Annotated in this window: 13 protein-coding genes; 8 read left to right on the top strand and 5 right to left on the bottom strand. The window is 67.3% G+C overall.

Annotated elements, in window-relative coordinates; genetic code table 11:
* From VGO20_RS23785 to VGO20_RS23775, 3 genes are all read right to left on the bottom strand, one after another.
* Positions 1–439, bottom strand: a 439-nt coding sequence (locus VGO20_RS23785) for a sigma-70 family RNA polymerase sigma factor (protein WP_327504880.1), incomplete at its 3' end; no start/stop codon positions are given.
* 398 nt (positions 440–837) lie between these two features.
* A complete protein-coding gene (locus VGO20_RS23780) occupies positions 838–2,325 on the bottom strand; it encodes a RimK family protein (RefSeq protein ID WP_327504879.1) in 1,488 nt (495 codons plus the stop codon).
* Complete coding sequence (locus VGO20_RS23775) at positions 2,326–3,471, bottom strand: peptidase C39 family protein (protein WP_327504878.1); 1,146 nt, start codon at positions 3,469–3,471, stop codon at positions 2,326–2,328.
* Positions 3,472–3,617: 146 nt separating this feature from the next.
* Here VGO20_RS23775 and VGO20_RS23770 point away from each other — a divergent pair, with 146 nt between their 5' ends.
* The 3 genes from VGO20_RS23770 to VGO20_RS23760 all read left to right on the top strand — a co-directional run bounded on the left by VGO20_RS23770 (position 3,618) and on the right by VGO20_RS23760 (position 9,358).
* The gene (locus VGO20_RS23770) at positions 3,618–6,119 is read left to right on the top strand and encodes a glycogen/starch/alpha-glucan phosphorylase (protein ID WP_327504877.1); all 2,502 of its coding nucleotides are present in this window, start codon (positions 3,618–3,620) and stop codon (positions 6,117–6,119) included.
* A 274-nt stretch (positions 6,120–6,393) separates the two neighbouring features.
* Entirely contained in the window at positions 6,394–7,701 is a 1,308-nt protein-coding gene (locus tag VGO20_RS23765) for a DEAD/DEAH box helicase (RefSeq protein ID WP_327504876.1), read from the top strand.
* Between the two features lie 46 nt (positions 7,702–7,747).
* Complete coding sequence (locus VGO20_RS23760; protein ID WP_327504875.1) at positions 7,748–9,358, top strand: peptide chain release factor 3; 1,611 nt, start codon at positions 7,748–7,750, stop codon at positions 9,356–9,358.
* 13 nt (positions 9,359–9,371) lie between these two features.
* On the opposite strand, the gene VGO20_RS23755 is transcribed toward VGO20_RS23760, so the two are convergent.
* Positions 9,372–10,274 carry an aldose 1-epimerase gene (locus VGO20_RS23755; RefSeq protein WP_327504874.1) on the bottom strand — a complete coding sequence of 301 codons (903 nt, stop codon included), beginning with the start codon at positions 10,272–10,274 and terminating at the stop codon, positions 9,372–9,374.
* A gap of 158 nt (positions 10,275–10,432) precedes the next feature.
* On the opposite strand from VGO20_RS23755, the gene VGO20_RS23750 reads away from it, so the two are divergent.
* Positions 10,433–11,284 carry a class II glutamine amidotransferase gene (locus VGO20_RS23750; protein WP_327504873.1) on the top strand — a complete coding sequence of 284 codons (852 nt, stop codon included), beginning with the start codon at positions 10,433–10,435 and terminating at the stop codon, positions 11,282–11,284.
* 78 nt (positions 11,285–11,362) lie between these two features.
* Positions 11,363–11,692, top strand: a complete 330-nt coding sequence (gene hisE / locus VGO20_RS23745) for a phosphoribosyl-ATP diphosphatase (RefSeq protein ID WP_327504872.1) — start codon at positions 11,363–11,365, stop codon at positions 11,690–11,692.
* 46 nt (positions 11,693–11,738) lie between these two features.
* Here hisE and VGO20_RS23740 read toward each other — a convergent pair whose 3' ends face one another.
* Complete coding sequence (locus VGO20_RS23740; protein WP_414639888.1) at positions 11,739–12,284, bottom strand: peptidylprolyl isomerase; 546 nt, start codon at positions 12,282–12,284, stop codon at positions 11,739–11,741.
* A gap of 161 nt (positions 12,285–12,445) precedes the next feature.
* Here VGO20_RS23740 and VGO20_RS23735 point away from each other — a divergent pair, with 161 nt between their 5' ends.
* Genes VGO20_RS23735 through VGO20_RS23725 form a run of 3 tightly spaced genes read left to right on the top strand, consistent with a single transcriptional unit; the run spans position 12,446 to position 15,554 of the window.
* Positions 12,446–14,977 (top strand): intermembrane phospholipid transport protein YdbH family protein, encoded by a 2,532-nt coding sequence (locus tag VGO20_RS23735; RefSeq protein WP_327504870.1) that lies wholly within the window; start codon positions 12,446–12,448, stop codon positions 14,975–14,977.
* Positions 14,978–14,988: 11 nt separating this feature from the next.
* Positions 14,989–15,204 carry a YnbE family lipoprotein gene (locus VGO20_RS23730; protein WP_327504869.1) on the top strand — a complete coding sequence of 72 codons (216 nt, stop codon included), beginning with the start codon at positions 14,989–14,991 and terminating at the stop codon, positions 15,202–15,204.
* Positions 15,204–15,554, top strand: a complete 351-nt coding sequence (locus VGO20_RS23725) for a YdbL family probable chaperone protein (RefSeq protein WP_327504868.1) — start codon at positions 15,204–15,206, stop codon at positions 15,552–15,554. Before VGO20_RS23730 ends, VGO20_RS23725 begins: the two co-directional genes overlap by 1 nt.
* The last annotated feature ends 8 nt before the right edge of the window (positions 15,555–15,562 follow it).

Here is a 15,562-nt window from a genome sequence, read left to right as displayed (position 1 = left end):
CCCGGCACAGCCGCGAGCGGATCGTGCCGATGCTGACGTTGAGCCGCTCGGCCGCTTCCTGGTAGGGCCGGCCTTCGATCGCGACCAGCCGGACCACCTTGCGCTGGCATGGCGTCAGGCTGTCGAACGCCCGGTCGACGTCACGGAAGACCAGCCGGGAAAGCTGGGACGGCTCCACGGAGACGGCATGGTCCCACAGCTCGACTTTCGTGATGTGCTTGTCGCGCTGCAGATTGTTGAAGTGCAGGTTCTTGAGCATCGTGGTCAACCAGGCCTGCATATTGGTACCTGGCTCGAACCGGTGCGACCGCGACAAGGCGCGAGCGAGGCAGTCCTGGGTAAGATCTTCCGCGGCGGCGGCGTCGCGCGTCAACTTGCAGGCATAACGCTGCAGGTTCGGAATGCAGCTAACGAGTTCGGTATCGAAAGAATAGGTCATCGTACGCGCCCTCCGAATACAGGCTTGTTGTTGATGACGGTCCCGAAATCGGCTCTGGGCAAGGCTCCGCCGCTAGCGGAACGCGCAACGCTCCGCCGTCCCGGCCCTCCGGACCATCATGTGCTCTCGTTCAGATCGTGGTCAGGTCGCTGCCCAGGCGCGGTCGCGCGTGGCTGCCGGGCAGAATGTAACCTTCCTTCTGGGAACGAATCGTTTGTGCCTCAGGCTCGACAAGGTCGAATCGTCTCTCGTCGTCATTTCAGTTGCTCCGCGTTGAACCACTCTTCGCGGGGCGATTGCCCTTGACTTTACGCCACAGTGAACGCGGCCCGCTTGGAAATGTTCCAGTGGCCACCGTCAAGAAAATTCGCAGCTACTTGCGATAAAGCGGTATTCGCTCACCTTGGAGCGGGGATGTCGCTTCCGGCGCGGTTGTCTATCCGTCGCACGAACTCTCGCATGATGATTCTGTACAATTCATCTTTTAAGCATTGATCCTCGACGCCCAGGTCGATGCTGGGATTGTCGTTGATCTCGATTACGAAGACGCCACGCTCGTTCTGCTTGAGGTCCACGCCGTAGAGGCCGTTCCCGATCAAGCCCGCCGCCCTGACCGCGACGTCCACCACCGCACGCGGCGCGTCCTCGACCAGCATCGTGCGGAACGAGCCGTGCTGGACCCTGCCGTTGGTGCCGTGCTTCACGATCTGCCAGTGCTTCTTGGCCATCAGGTACTGGCAGACGTAGATCGGCTGCCGGTCGAGTACGCCGACCCGCCAGTCGAACTCCGTGTACATGAACTCCTGCGCCAGGATGACGTCCGATTCCTCCAGGAGCACGGCCGCCTGCGCCTCCAGCTCGGTCCGGTTGTTCACCTTGAACACGCCGCGCGAAAAGCTGCCGTCCGGGATCTTGAGCACCACCGGGTAGGAGAGTTCCTGCTCCAGCGTGGCGAGCTTGTTGCGGTCGACGATGACGGTCTTGGGCGCCGGCACCTCATGGGCGCGCAGCAGTTCGGCCAGGTAGACCTTGTTGGTGCATTTCAGGATCGAGTTCGGGTCGTCGATCACCGGCATGCCCTCCTTCTCGGCCTTGAGGGCGAAACGGTAGGTGTGATGATCGAGGGCCGTGGTCTCGCGGATGAACAAGGCGTCGTATTCGGCGAGCCGGAGATAGTCCTTCCTCTCGACCAGTTCCACGTTGATGCCCAGCGCTTCGCCTGCCTTGACGAACTTCTGCAGAGCGCGTGGACTGGACGGCGGAAGGTCCTCCTTGGGGTTGTGAAGGATCGCGAGCGTGTAGCGGGCGGGCGGCTTGGTCGTCGGCTCGCGCCAGCCGGTCTTCGCATAGGCGGTCAGGGCGGCCTCGAACAGGGGCCGATGCTCGGGCTTCAGCTCGGCGAAGGCCAGCGGCTCCAGCTTGTGGATGCGCCACCCGCCCTGGAGCCGGACCTGGATCTTCAGGATCGGGCAGCGGAACCGGTCGAACGCCCTGCGCGCGACCTCCTGGAACCGCCGGTCATCGGCGGTCCCGAAGAACGCGTGCAGCGTGAACGACACCTGCGGTGGGTCGGACAGACGCTTCATCCGCTTGCGCAGCACGTCCTCCAACTCGGGCAGCGCGTCGCCGTAGATCATCTTCTGCGAGAGGTCGAGGATGGTCTTGACCGTCGGCATGACCTTGTGCCCGCGAGCTTGCGCGAGCAGCGAACAGTAGTAGCCGGCACCCAGGTACCGATGGACCCTCGACAGGTTGATGACCCGGGGCGCGCGCTGCTTCACGGCCTCGGGGCGGGCGATGTATTCGCGGGCCGTCAGGACCTGGAAGTCCGTCCATTCCGGGGAGGCCTCGGAACGTCGGTCGACGATGATGATGTGGTTGGGCATTCAATCTACCCGGCGGGGACGGAGGATCACGGCCGCTTTCAGCTGCGCTTTCCCGTACTTGGCCATGCGTTCGAATTCGCGTTTGGGGATCGGCATGTTGATGCGGTCGGTGGCGGTCTGGTGCTTTTCGTACTCGACCAGCGGATCGTGGACGTAGAAGAATTTGTCGTCGTTTCCGGTCACGACGACCCAGTGCGGGAATTTCTCCCGGTAGATGCGGTAGCTGCTTATGAGCACCACGGGGATGGCGCCTTCGGCCAGGCTGGCGGCCAGGATGTCGGGCGTGAAAGGCTGATACAGCAGCTCGACGCCGGTCCTGGACAGCTCCTCCGCCTGCTCCTCGTGGACGATCCTCATCACCTCCTTCTTGCTCTCGTTGCGCACGCTGTCGAGGAAGGACGGCCGCTCGTCGTTGACGTAGAGCTGCACGTTGAAACCGCGGTTCCACGCCGCGAGCGCCAAGCCGAACGGTCCGGTCCCGCCGTGCCCCGACGTCATGAAGATGGTCGTCGACTCGCGCCAGATCCTGAGTTCCAGCTTGCGGGTCAGCTCGACGGAGAGATCGAGGGCGCGCATGGCCATCATCAGTGCCGCCGCGCCGCAGGTGAAATCGGTGGTCTGCTCGTAGAAGGGGACCCTTATGCCGCCGGGCCCCGTGGAAGGCTGCAGGCGCTTTTCGAGGCGCAGGGCCTCCATATGGTCTTCGTAATAGTCCGGAAACGTGCCGAACTCGCGGTAGCCATGCTTCTTGTAGAGTGCGATCGCAGGGGTATTGTCACGGCGGACCTCCAGGCGAATATAAGCCGCGTCATGATCCACGGCTGCCTTCTCGCCCGCTTCGAGCAGCATCTCGGCAATTCCCTTGCGCCGGTGATCGGGGTCGACGGCGAAGGAATAGAGCCTCGCGAGGGACGTTCCCGCGTTGAACAGCAACAGCGCGTAACCGGCCAGTACGTCACCTTCCGTGGCAACCAGGCAGGTGGCGTTGCCGCGCCTCAGCAGATGGTTGAAACTGCGTCGGGTGAGGCGGTCGGTGCTGAAGCAGCGGTCCTCTATCCGGAGCAGCGCGGGGACGTCGGCCAGCGTTGCGACCCGCACGCTGGCGACCCGCGGTTCCATCTGGGCGAGGGGAGTCGGTAGGGGCATCGAGAGGGGCTTCCGAGGACGGGATGCGTCCGTCAGACGCGTCCGTTTGAAGAAGTGTTAACCAAAACGGCCATAGAACGGAAGCCGGCATCATGCGTGATGCCGGTCGCCGCCGGACCGAGTGTACAGCAGAAAGTCGCGCATCCATGGACGCACGATTCACCCAGCGCAGCTTCGAAGGCAGGAGCCTCGACGTCGAGGCCTTTCGCCGGGCCTTTCAGGAGAAGCTCGTTTACGACGTCGGCAAGGACATGGGCGCCGCCACGCCCCGTGACTGGTACTTCACGGCCGCGCATGCGGTCCGCGACCGGCTCGTCGACCGCTGGATGGAGACGACGCACAGCCATTATCAGGCTGACGCCAAGCGGGTCTACTATCTCAGTCTCGAGTTCCTGATCGGCCGGCTGCTCAACAACAGCCTGGCCAACCTGGGCATCGGCCCGCAGGTCGGCGAGGCGTTCGATCGCCTGGACGTCCAGCTCGACGAGATCGTCGAGCTGGAGCCGGACGCGGCGCTCGGCAATGGCGGGCTCGGGCGGCTGGCGGCCTGCTTTCTCGACAGCATGGCGACGCTGGGGCTTCCCGGCTACGGCTATGGCATCCGGTACGAGTTCGGACTGTTCGAGCAGCGCTTCGAGCACGGCTGGCAGGTCGAGCACCCGGAGCAGTGGCTGAGGTTCGGCAATCCGTGGGAGTTCCCGCGCCCCGAGGTTCTCTACCCGGTCGAGTTCTACGGCCGTGTGGAGGAGGCGCGCGACGGCATCGGCGATCGGACCTACCGGTGGGTCGATACCGAGAAGGTGCTGGCCATGGCCTACGACACGCCGGTGGTCGGCTGGCAGGGCCGGACGATCAACACGCTGCGCCTGTGGTCGGCGCAGGCGACGCGCGACTTCCATCTCGGCCACTTCAACGACGGCGACTACCTCAAGGCCGTGGAACAGAAGGTCCTGTCGGAGAATTTGAGCCGCGTCCTCTATCCGAACGACGCGACCGACGCCGGTCGCGAACTCCGCTTCAAGCAGGAGTATTTCTTCACCAGCGCGTCGATGCAGGACATCCTGCGCCGCTACCGCCAGCACCATGCCGGCTTCGACCTTCTGCCGGAGAAGGCGGGCATCCAGCTCAACGACACCCATCCCGCCATCGCGATCGCGGAGTTGATGCGCCTGCTGGTGGACAAGCACGGGCTGGCCTGGGAGCACGCCTGGGACATCACCCGGCGGACCTTCGCCTACACCAACCACACCCTGCTCCCCGAGGCGCTGGAGACTTGGCCGGTCCGCATGATCGAGCGCGTGCTGCCGCGGCACATGCAGATCATCTACGAGATCAACGGGCGTTTCCTGGGCCAGGTCCGCGCGCGCCGGCCCGAGGCGCGCGACGACCAGTTCGCGCGGCTGTCCCTGATCGACGAGCACGGCGACCGGCGCGTGCGCATGGGCAACCTCGCGTTTATCGGCAGCCACAAGGTGAACGGCGTGTCGGCGCTGCACACCGAGCTGATGAAGGAGACGGTCTTCGCCGACCTCCACCGGGAGTTCCCGGACCGGATCACCAACAAGACCAACGGCATCACGCCCCGGCGCTGGCTGTACCAGGCGAACCGGCCGCTCTCCGAGCTGATCTCCAGCCGGATCGGCTCGGGATGGGTCCGCGATCTGGGCGAACTCGCCGCACTTCTCCCGAAGGCGGAGGACCCGGCGTTCCGGGAGGAGTTCCGCCGGGCGAAGCGCGCCAACAAGAAGCGGCTGGCGGAGCACGTCTCCAGGACCCTGGGGATCGAGGTCTCCCCCGACAGCCTGTTCGACGTCCAGGTCAAGCGCATCCACGAATACAAGCGCCAGCTCCTGAACCTGCTCCAGACGGTGGCGCTCTACAACGAGATGCGCGACGAGCGGATGGTCGACTGGGTTCCCGTGACGAAGATCTTCGCGGGCAAGGCGGCACCCTCGTATCACATAGCCAAACTGACCTTGAAGCTGATCAACGACGTGGCCAAGGTCGTGAACCACGACCCGGCCGTCCGGGGCCTGCTCAAGATCGCGCTGCTGCCGAACTACAACGTTACGCTCGCCGAGACGATCATCCCGGCGGCCGACCTGTCGGAGCAGATCTCGACGGCGGGGATGGAGGCGTCGGGGACGGGCAACATGAAGCTCGCCCTCAACGGCGCGCTCACGATCGGCACGCTGGACGGCGCGAACGTGGAGATCCGCGAAGCGGTCGGTCCGGAGAACATCTTCATCTTCGGCCTGAACGCCGAGGAGGCGAACGGCCTGCGCCGCGGCGGCTTCAACCCGCGCGAGGTCATCGCGGCCAACCCGCCGCTCAAGCGCGCCCTCGACATGATCGCAGGCGGGGTCTTCTCCCCCGACGATCCGCACCGGTACCTGCCGATCATCCAGGCGCTGACGGACGGCGGCGACCCCTTCCTCGTCACCGCCGACTTCGCGGCCTATGCCGACGCTCACCGGGCCGCACGCACGCTGTATGGGGACGCGGAGGCGTGGACGCGCAAGGCGATCCTGAACACCGCCAGCATGGGCTGGTTCAGCAGCGACCGCACGATCGCGGAATATGCGCAGGAGATCTGGGACGTGAAGCCGGTGCTCGTGTCCGAGCCCGCGGAGGCGGCGGCCGAATAGGCCGCCGCGTCTGCGATGAGGCGATCCCTTCCTCGTCACCCCTGGTAATTCCCACGAAAGATGCTACGTATAGCGCGTTGAGTGGCTCGGGCCCCGACGGTCGGCATGATGCCGGTTCCGCACCAAGGCCCCTCCCGGCGGATGCGGCACCGGTTCGCGGGCGGTCGATTTGAAGACCTCCCGTCGCCTTGTCTCTCTTTCCGAAATTAAGCCGCTCCTTTTTGCGGCGGTGCTCCTGTCGGGCACCGCCCCGTTTTGCTTGAGGATGACCTTTTTGAATAGCTTTGCCGACCTCGAACTCCACCCGACCCTTCTTCGCGCCGTCGAAGCCGCCGGCTACGGCGAACCGACCCCGATCCAGATGCGCGCGATCCCCGCAGCGCTGGCGGGGCGCGACCTGATCGCATCCGCCAACACCGGTACCGGCAAGACGGCGGCCTTCGTGCTGCCGGCGCTGCAGCGGCTGAAGACGCCGCGCGCCGAGAACACGTGGGGTCCCCGGATCCTGGTCCTGTCGCCGACGCGCGAACTCGCGAGCCAGATCCTGGAGGCGGTGCGCAAGTATTCCAAGTTCGACCGCGTCAGCACCGGCGTGATCCTCGGCGGCATGCCTTACCGCGAGCAGCTCCGCATGCTGCAGCGGCGGGTCGACCTCGTGGTCGCGACGCCCGGCCGCCTGATCGACCATCTGGAGCGCGGGCGCGTCGACCTCTCCGCCGTCGAGCTGCTGGTGCTCGACGAGGCCGACCGCATGCTCGATATGGGCTTCATCGACCCGGTCGTGCAGATCGCCGCCGCGTGCCCGGAATCGCGGCAGACCCTGCTGTTCACCGCGACCATGGACGACGCCATGTCGCGGCTCGCCGGACGCCTCCTGCGCCAGCCGGAGCGGATCGACGTCGCCGGGAAGAGCATCAGCCACGATGCCATCGACCAGCGCCTGCTGCGGGCGGACAATCTCGACCACAAGCACCGCCTCCTGGACCATCTCGTCAGCGAGGACGGCGCGGGCAAGACCATCGTGTTCGCGGCCACCAAGCGCGACGCCGACCGCCTCGCCGACGAGCTGAACGCGAAGGGCCATTCCGTCGGCGCGCTCCACGGCGACATGAAGCAGGCCCAGCGCAACCGCGCCATCGAGGCCCTGCGCCGGGGCAGGATCCGGCTGCTGATCGCCACCGACGTGGCGGCGCGGGGCATCGACGTCGCCGACATCACGCATGTCATCAACTTCGACCTGCCGAAGGTCGCGGAGGATTACGTGCATCGCATCGGCCGGACGGGACGGGCGGGAGCCTCGGGCATCGCCTATTCCATGTACACCGGCTCGGACTGGAAGCAGGTCAAGGCGATCGAGCGGTTCATCGGCCGCAGTCTGACGGCGCACATCATCCCCGGGCTGGAGCCGAGCGATCGCCCGCGCCGGCCGCGTCCGCAGGGTTTCGCCGACAAGCCGCGCCATGCCGGGCGGGCTCATTCCGAACGCCCCCACTCGGAGCGCGGCCAGCGCGACGGCGGCTTCGCGGCACCGCGGCGCCCGCGCGCCCCGACCGGCAGCCGGCCCTTTTCCTCGGCCAGCTGACGGGGTACCAGTTCGGAAATTCTGAGCGGCAATGGGTTCGGGTACGATGAGCGAGTTGAGTGACGCCGTATCCAAGCGCCGGACCTTCGCGATCATCGCGCATCCGGACGCGGGCAAGACGACATTGACGGAGAAGCTCCTCCTGTTCGGAGGAGCGATCCAGCTGGCGGGCGCGGTCAAGGCTCGGGGCGAGCAGCGGCGCGCGCGCTCGGACTGGATGAAGGTCGAGCGCGAGCGCGGCATCTCCGTCACCGCGTCGGTGATGAACTTCGACTATGCGGACCGGACCTTCAACCTCGTCGATACGCCGGGCCACGAGGACTTCTCGGAGGACACGTACCGGACGCTGACGGCGGTCGACAGCGCGGTGATGGTGATCGACGCCGCCAAGGGCATCGAGACCCAGACCCGCAAGCTGTTCGAGGTGTGCCGCCTGCGCGACGTGCCGATCACGACCTTCGTCAACAAGATGGACCGCGAGGCCCGCGACCCCTTCGACCTCATCAGCGAGATCGAGGAGGCGCTGGCCATCGACGTCACGCCGGCGAGCTGGCCGATCGGCTCCGGGCGGGACTTCCTCGGCTGCTACGACCTGCTGCGCGACCAGTTGATCCTGATGGACCGCACCCAAGGCGACGTCGCCAGCGAGGGCGTGGAATGCCACGGGCTGGACGATCCGAAGCTGGACGAGCTGCTGCCGGCCCACGCCGTCGCGAAGCTGCGCGAGGACGTCGAGATGGTGCGCGGGCTGTGCCCGGGCTTCGATCTCGACTCCTACCGGGCCGGCCACCTGACGCCGATCTATTTCGGCTCCGCAATCAACAACTTCGGCGTCCGGGAGCTGCTCCAGGGCTTGGCGGAGCTGGCCCCGCCGCCGCGCCCCCAGCCCGCGGACGGCCGGGTCGTCGACCCGACCGAGGAGAAGGTCGCGGGCTTCGTGTTCAAGGTCCAGGCGAACATGGACCCGAACCACCGGGACCGCATCGCCTTCTTCCGCCTCGTCTCCGGGAAGTTCCGGCGCGGAGTGAAGCTGCGCCACATGCGTAGCGGCAAGACGCTGTCGGTGAACAACGCGGTGCTGTTCCTGGCACGTGACCGCGAACTGGCCGAGGAGGCGTGGCCCGGGGACATCATCGGTATCCCGAACCACGGGACCCTGCGCATCGGCGACACCCTGACCGAGGGCCAGGACCTGCGGTTCATCGGCGTGCCGAGCTTCGCGCCCGAACTGCTGCAGCGGGTCCGCCTCGACGACCCGATGCGGGTGAAGCACCTGCGCAAGGCTCTCGAGCATTTCGCGGAAGAGGGGGCGTCGCAGGTGTTCAAGCCGCTCCTCGGCGCCGACTGGATCGTCGGTGTCGTCGGGCCGCTCCAGTTCGAGGTGCTGGCGGCGCGCATCGAGGCGGAGTACGGCATCGCCGCCCGGTTCGAGACGGCGGGGCTGGATTCCGCCCGTTGGATCGAATGCGAAGATCCGGTCGAGCTGAAGCGCTTCGTGGACGGCAACCGGATCAGCCTGGCCGAGGACCACGACGGCGCGCTGGTCTACCTGGCCCGCAACGCCTGGCAGCTCAACCGGGCGCAGGAGGACTTCCCGAAGGTGAAGTTCCTGGCGACGCGCGAGCAGAACCGCGCGGTGCTGACGGCGGCCCAGTAGGCCGCCTGCCTGCTCACTCCGACAGGCGGAAGACGACGCTTCCCGACAGGCGCTCCCCCGCCATCAGGTCGACGAGGCCCGTCTCTCCGCCGTCGGGCCGGCCGTGCCGGTTGACCGCGTCGGTCATGTGGCTCACCGGCTCGAGGCAGAACCAGGGCTGGCCGGGCGGGAGGTAGAGGACGAGGTGGCCGAGCCCGGGCGTCGCCTCGATCTCGAGGGCCGGCACGTTGCCGGGCCACTCGATCCGGGCATGCCTGGACCATCCCGAAAATCCGTTGTCCATCGTGATGCCGTCCAGGTCCCGCAGGCGCGAGAAATCCCATTCCGGCGGAGGGACCCGCGCGTCGACCGGGATGTGGAACCCGTCGTTGAGCCACACCTGCGAGGCCGGCGCCAGCAGGCGCGTTCCCGGCGGCTTCGGGAAGTAGGGGTGGAGGCCGAGCCCCGCCGGCATCGGAGTGTCGCCGAGGTTCACGATGTCGAGCGTGACGGTGAGGCGGTCCGCCTCCAGCGAGAAGACCTGGGTCGCCTCGTAGCTCCAAGGCCAGGCATCGGCGGCATGCCGGTAGGCGAGGGTCGCCCCGCGCCCGTCGTGCCCGGCCACCGACCAGGGAGCCTGCCAGCCGTGGCCGTGTATCGCATGGGGCATCGGCGCGCGGTTGAGCGGCAGTTCGATGGCCGCGCCCCCGTAATCGAAGCGGCCGCGTGCGATGCGGTTGGAGAACGGAACGAGCGGGAAGCAGGCGAGGTCGAGCGGTTCGCAGGGATGGAGCGCCGACCACGCGCTCGGGCGCATCAGGTCGACGGGGCCGGCCGGCGTCTCCACCACGAACCGCAGGATGGAGCCGCCGCAGTCCGGCGAGAGGTCGCAGGCGAGGCGTCCGTTGCGCAGCGATATACCGTCCGTTCCAGCCACCTCGATCTCCTACGCGTCGGCGTCCGGCTGCCGATATCGCACAGGCGTCCGCCGATGAGAAGCCGTCCGCGACAATTCGCTGGCACGACGGGCATCGCCGCCCGATACTTTCGGATCGGACCTGCGGTTCGCAAGCCTTCCGCTTCCAAGGTGCCACCATGTGCCGCTGGCTGGCCTATGCGGGCCGTCCCATCTTCATCGACACGCTGCTGTTCCAGCCCTGCAACTCGCTGATACACCAGTCGCTGTCGGCCCAGAGAGGGCATGTGCCGACGAACGGCGACGGATTTGGCCTCGGCTGGTACGCGGAGCGGCCCCGCCCCGGGCTCTACCGCGACACCATGCCGGCCTGGAACGACATCAATCTCCGCTCGCTGGCGGACCAGATCCGCTCGCCCCTTTTCTTCGCCCATGTGCGCGCATCGACCGGTACGGCGACCGCCCGGGTCAATTGCCATCCGTTCCGGTTCGAGCGCTGGCTGTTCATGCACAACGGCAAGATCGGCGGCTGGCGGACGGTACGACGGGACCTCGAACAGCTCATCGCACCCGAGCTGTATGCCTTCCGTGAAGGCGCCACCGACAGCGAGGTGTTCTTCTACCTGCTGCTGACCAACGGCGCGCAGGCCGATGCCGCGCACGCGTTCCGCGAGAGCGTGCGTCAGGTGGAGGCGGTGATGGCCGCGCACGGCGTGGAGGAGCCGTTCCGGATGACGGCGGCGCTGACCGACGGGGAACGGCTGGTTGCCGCCCGCCATTCCAGCGACGGCGCCTCGCCCAGCCTGTTCTATGCGACGGGGGGCGACATTTCCGTGGACCAGGGGAGCTGCCGGTTCGAGGCGAGCCGCGGCTCGGTCCTGGTCCTGTCCGAACCGCTGGACGGGATCGACGCCGTCTGGCGCGAGGTCCCGGAGGACCGGCTGCTTTTCGCGTCAGGCGGCGAGGTCGAGCTGGTGCCGTTCGGCCAACCCGCCGATGCTCCCGTGCGGGCTGCAACGAAAGTGTCATAAAATCGTAATGTTATCTGCTGCCCGCGGGCGCCCGATCACGTAATGTGCTCTGCCCGACGCCGAAACGAGGCAACCGTCTTGACGAACTCACTTATCAGACTCTACGACGCGGTTTCCGAACGCAGGACCGCGGACCCGGGGACGTCGCGAACGGCGAAACTGTTCGCCGCCGGCCGGAAGAAGATCGCCCAGAAGGTCGGGGAGGAAGCGGTCGAGGTCGCAATCGAAGCCGTCACCGAGCACCGCCAGGGCGTCATAGAGGAAAGTGCCGATCTGCTCTACAACCTGACCGTCCTGTGGGTGGATCTCGGCATCCAGCCCGACGACGTCTTTCAGGAGATCGAGCGGCGCGAGCAGGTCTATGGCATTGCCGAGAAGCTGCCCAAGAAGAGGGAAGGCGGACCCTGAGGCCCGCCTTCCGGCGCGTGCGCCCGGCTACCGGGCTCGGGTCGTGCTACTGGGCGTCGGCGGCGACCTGCATGCGCACGATGCGGTCGGGATCGCTCACCGCGCCGCTACCGGACGTACCCTTCTTCACCTTGTCGACGAACTCCATTCCCTCGACGACCTTGCCCCAGACCGTATATTGACGGTCGAGGTGCGGTGCTGCGTCGAAGACGATGAAGAACTGGCTATCGGCGCTGTTCGGGTCCGAGGTGCGGGCCATGGACGCCGTGCCGCGGACGTGCCGCTCCGCCGAGAACTCGGCCGGGAGCTTCTTGCCCGAACCGCCGGTGCCGTCGCCCCGCGGGTCACCGGTCTGGGCCATGAAGCCTTCGATGACGCGATGGAACTTCAACCCGTCATAGAAGCCTTCGCGCGTCAGCTCCTTGATGCGGGCGACGTGCTTGGGCGCGAGGTCGGGACGCATCTCGATGACGACGCGGCCGTGTTCCAGGTCCATGTAAAGGGTGTTTTCGGGATCCAAGGCGAAAGCCTCCCCAATCGTGATGAAGGCGCCCAGAAGGGACGCAAGGAGCAATCTGGTCCAGCGACGCATTTCTCACACCAGGCATTGCAACGAAGGTCGCACGATACGGTAAACCCGGCGGGAATAGAAGCATCCGGCCACCGGCCCGCGTTCCGATGGATGACCCGATGAGGACGGGACGGGCGTGGCGGTGGTTGCTGGCGGGGGCCGTCTCGATCGCCGTCGCGGCGGTGCTGCTCGCGCTCGCTCCGGCCGCGCTGGGGCCATGGATACTGTCGGATCAGATCCGGCGGGCCGAGTATCCGCACGCCGTCGCCGACATCGTCGACTACGGCTTGCGCGAGGCGGTCCTGAGTATCGACCTGGACGGCAGCGGACCGCTGCGGCCGGGCACGATCCGGGTTCGCTGGTCGCCCGCCGGTCTGTGGCGCGCCGAACTCGACCTGGTCGAGGTCGACGGCTTGGGGTTGCGGGCGGAATCCGGGGCGGGCACGCAGGGTGACGCCCGTGGGCCGCTCATCCCCACGCTGCCGATCGCCGAGCTGGTTGCCCGCGATCTGGTCGTGAGGCTCCCCGTTTCGGGGAGCGAGCGCGACTACCTCCTGTCGGGCCGCCTGGCCCGGCTTCCCAACGGCGGCGTGGAACTGGGCGCCGAAATCCGGGGAGACGCGGAAACCCTGTGGCTCGACCTGGACGGGCGCGAGGGGGCGGCAGGCGTCGCAGAACTCGCCGGCGAGTTCGGGCTGGAACTGACGGACTTTCCACTCGCGGGCACGCAGGTGAGCACGCGGACGACGGGGACGGTCGCGTTCAACGGCACGACGCTGCGGGTCCGACCACGAGGACTGCTGAAGGTCCGGGTCGAGGCGCCCGATGGCTCCTACGTCGCCACCGCCACCCCGTCGGGCGACGAGCCGGCCGCCTTCGCCGTCGACATGGTGGAAGGACGCACGCAACTGACGGCGAGTGGCCGGCTTCGCGTGGAATCGCCCTCCGGGATGCTGGCCGAGGTCGACGCGCGGCGTTTTCGCGCCGTCCTCGGGGACGAAGAGCCCTCGTTCTCGGTCGACCACGCATCGGCGAGGCTGGCGGGACTGGACGTGGACGGACTCAGGATCGCCGTTCCCGAGCTGGAGTTGTCACTGGATGGCTCCCTGCGGGCCGGAGGGGCACAGGTGGGCGGTGTCGTCGTGCTGGACGGCGCACCGGCGGAGGGCGTCGAGGTCACGGACGGGCGGCTGGCGATACGTGGCCAGGTCCGATGGGATGGGGGTGTCCTGGAGTTCTTTCCGGAGGGATGCCAGGACGTAAGGGCGGCTCGGGTCGCGGCGAGCGGGGGCGGGTGGGGAACGCCGGTCGAGGCCTGCGTCCAGGGTGCTGCGGCCGGCCCGGCGGTGTCGCTTGGGCCGGAAGGCATCTCGGCCGATCTCAGCATCCGGCCGGACATGCTGCGTCTCGGCGCATCTGCGCAGGCCGGTGGTTCCGATGTTGATGTCTCAGTCCCCGAGCTGCGGCTGGTCCTCGACGCCGGCCTGGACGGCACGCCGAGGAGCCTGGATGCCGAATGGGCGGGGATGTCCGTCACATTTCCCGAGCAGGATGTCGCCCTGCAGGAACTGTCCGCCTCCGTGCAGTTCCGCCCGCGGGAACGGACGCCCCTGGTGGCGGGCGCGCGGACGACCGGCATCCGGGCAGGTAAGGAACCGGCGTTGAGCGGCCCAGTCGCGCTGGAGCTGCGCGCGGAGGACGCCGAGGGCGACGGTCCCCTCCGACTGGCCGGAAAGCTGTCGGGTGCCTTTCCGGCGCGTCTGGCCGGCTCGTTCGACCCGACCTCAGGGCGCGGCGAGTTGCGGCTGGACGGCCGGGAGATGTCGTTCGGCCCGGGCTTGGCGTCCCTCGAGGCGACGTCTCCCTGGCTGGCAGGCGCTATCCAGGACTTCGAAGGCATGGCGCAGCTGCGCGTGCATATGGGATGGGGACCGGAGGGGCTGCGGCCGGGCACGGGCGAGCTGCTGCTTCGGGACGTCGCGTTCGTGCTGGGGCCGGTTGCGGTCCAAGGCCTCAACACCGTGTTGCGGGCGAGAAGCCTGACACCCCTCGTGCTCGACCCCGGGCAGGCCGTCGGAATCGGCCTGATGGATGTCGGCGTGCCCTTGACCGATGGCCAAGTCCTTTTCGGCTACGGGCAGGAGGGCCGCATCGCCGTCCAGGATGCCGTCTGGTCCTGGGCCGGCGGAACCGTGCGGACGAGCCCGTTCAGGATCTCGCCCGACGAGATGTCGGCGGACATCGTCCTCGACGCGCAGGGGCTGGAACTCGGCAAGCTGCTCGACCTCCTGCCGGTGGACGGCGTCAGCGGCACAGGGCTGATGTCGGGGCGGATCCCGGTCGAAATCCGAGGAGATGCGGTCACCGTGCGCGACGGCCGCCTCGCGGCTGCCGGACCGGGTGCGCTGCGCTACCGGCCGGACGATCCGCCAGCCGGCTTCGATCAAGCGGGAACGGAGATGCTGCTCCAGGCGCTGGCCGATTTCCGCTACGACAGCTTGGTACTGCACCTGGACGGCACCGCCGGGGGCGAACTGGTGGCCAAGCTCGGCGTCCGCGGAGCGAACCCGGATTTCTACGATGGTTATCCGGTCGCGCTTAATCTAAACGTTAGCGGTGCCCTCGACACGATCCTGCGGCAGGGGCTTCGGACCTACCGGATCCCGGATGCGGTGCGCGAGCGCATGTTGGAATTCGAAGCCCAGGGCGAATGATGTCCTTGTCCATGTTGAGCCGAAGGCGAGCAGGTGCGGGCCTCCTGCTATGCCTGCTGTCGGCAGCCTGCCAGCCGACCGTAAAGGTCGAAGCGCCCGACAAGCCGATCGAGATCAATCTGAACATCCGGATCGAGCAGGAAGTCCGGGTCCGGATCGAGCGCGACCTGGAGAACGTCTTCCGGGACGATCCCGAGATCTTCGGCCTGCCGCCGGGAGGTATGTGATGCGACGGTTGCGTGGATTGGCCCTGTTCCTCTCGCTTGGGCTGGCCGTATTGGGCGGGGGACTGAACGTCGCCGCGGCGCAGGACGGGCTGGAGGCGGCGAAGGCCGCCGGCTTGGTCGGAGAGCGTCCGGACGGCCTCGTCGGCGTGGTGCCGGCGACTGTGCCGGCGGAGGTCCAGGCCCTGGTCGAGCGGATCAACGCGCAACGCCGCGACCGCTACCAAGACGTCGCGAGAAGCAACGGAACCTCGGTCGCTGCCGTGCAGGCGGTCGCGGGCCGCCAGCTCATCGACAGGACGCCGGCCGGCCAGTACGTGATGAGCGCGTCCGGAAGCTGGGTCCGCAAGTAACCGGCCGA

The sequence above is a fragment of the Arenibaculum sp. genome (assembly GCF_035998295.1).
Lineage (GTDB): Bacteria > Pseudomonadota > Alphaproteobacteria > Azospirillales > Azospirillaceae > DASYHS01.
The sequence above is the reverse complement of the archived record's forward strand: the minus strand, read 5'-3'. Positions and strand labels throughout refer to the sequence as shown.

Coding starts and splice junctions, on each gene's coding strand:
- VGO20_RS23780 (WP_327504879.1), bottom strand. CDS start 2,325: ATGCCCAACCACATCATCATCGTCGACCGACGTTCCGAGGCCTCCCCG.
- VGO20_RS23775 (WP_327504878.1), bottom strand. CDS start 3,471: ATGCCCCTACCGACTCCCCTCGCCCAGATGGAACCGCGGGTCGCCAGC.
- VGO20_RS23770 (WP_327504877.1), top strand. CDS start 3,618: ATGGACGCACGATTCACCCAGCGCAGCTTCGAAGGCAGGAGCCTCGAC.
- VGO20_RS23760 (WP_327504875.1), top strand. CDS start 7,748: ATGAGCGAGTTGAGTGACGCCGTATCCAAGCGCCGGACCTTCGCGATC.
- VGO20_RS23750 (WP_327504873.1), top strand. CDS start 10,433: ATGTGCCGCTGGCTGGCCTATGCGGGCCGTCCCATCTTCATCGACACG.
- VGO20_RS23740 (WP_414639888.1), bottom strand. CDS start 12,284: ATGCGTCGCTGGACCAGATTGCTCCTTGCGTCCCTTCTGGGCGCCTTC.
- VGO20_RS23730 (WP_327504869.1), top strand. CDS start 14,989: ATGTTGAGCCGAAGGCGAGCAGGTGCGGGCCTCCTGCTATGCCTGCTG.
- VGO20_RS23725 (WP_327504868.1), top strand. CDS start 15,204: ATGCGACGGTTGCGTGGATTGGCCCTGTTCCTCTCGCTTGGGCTGGCC.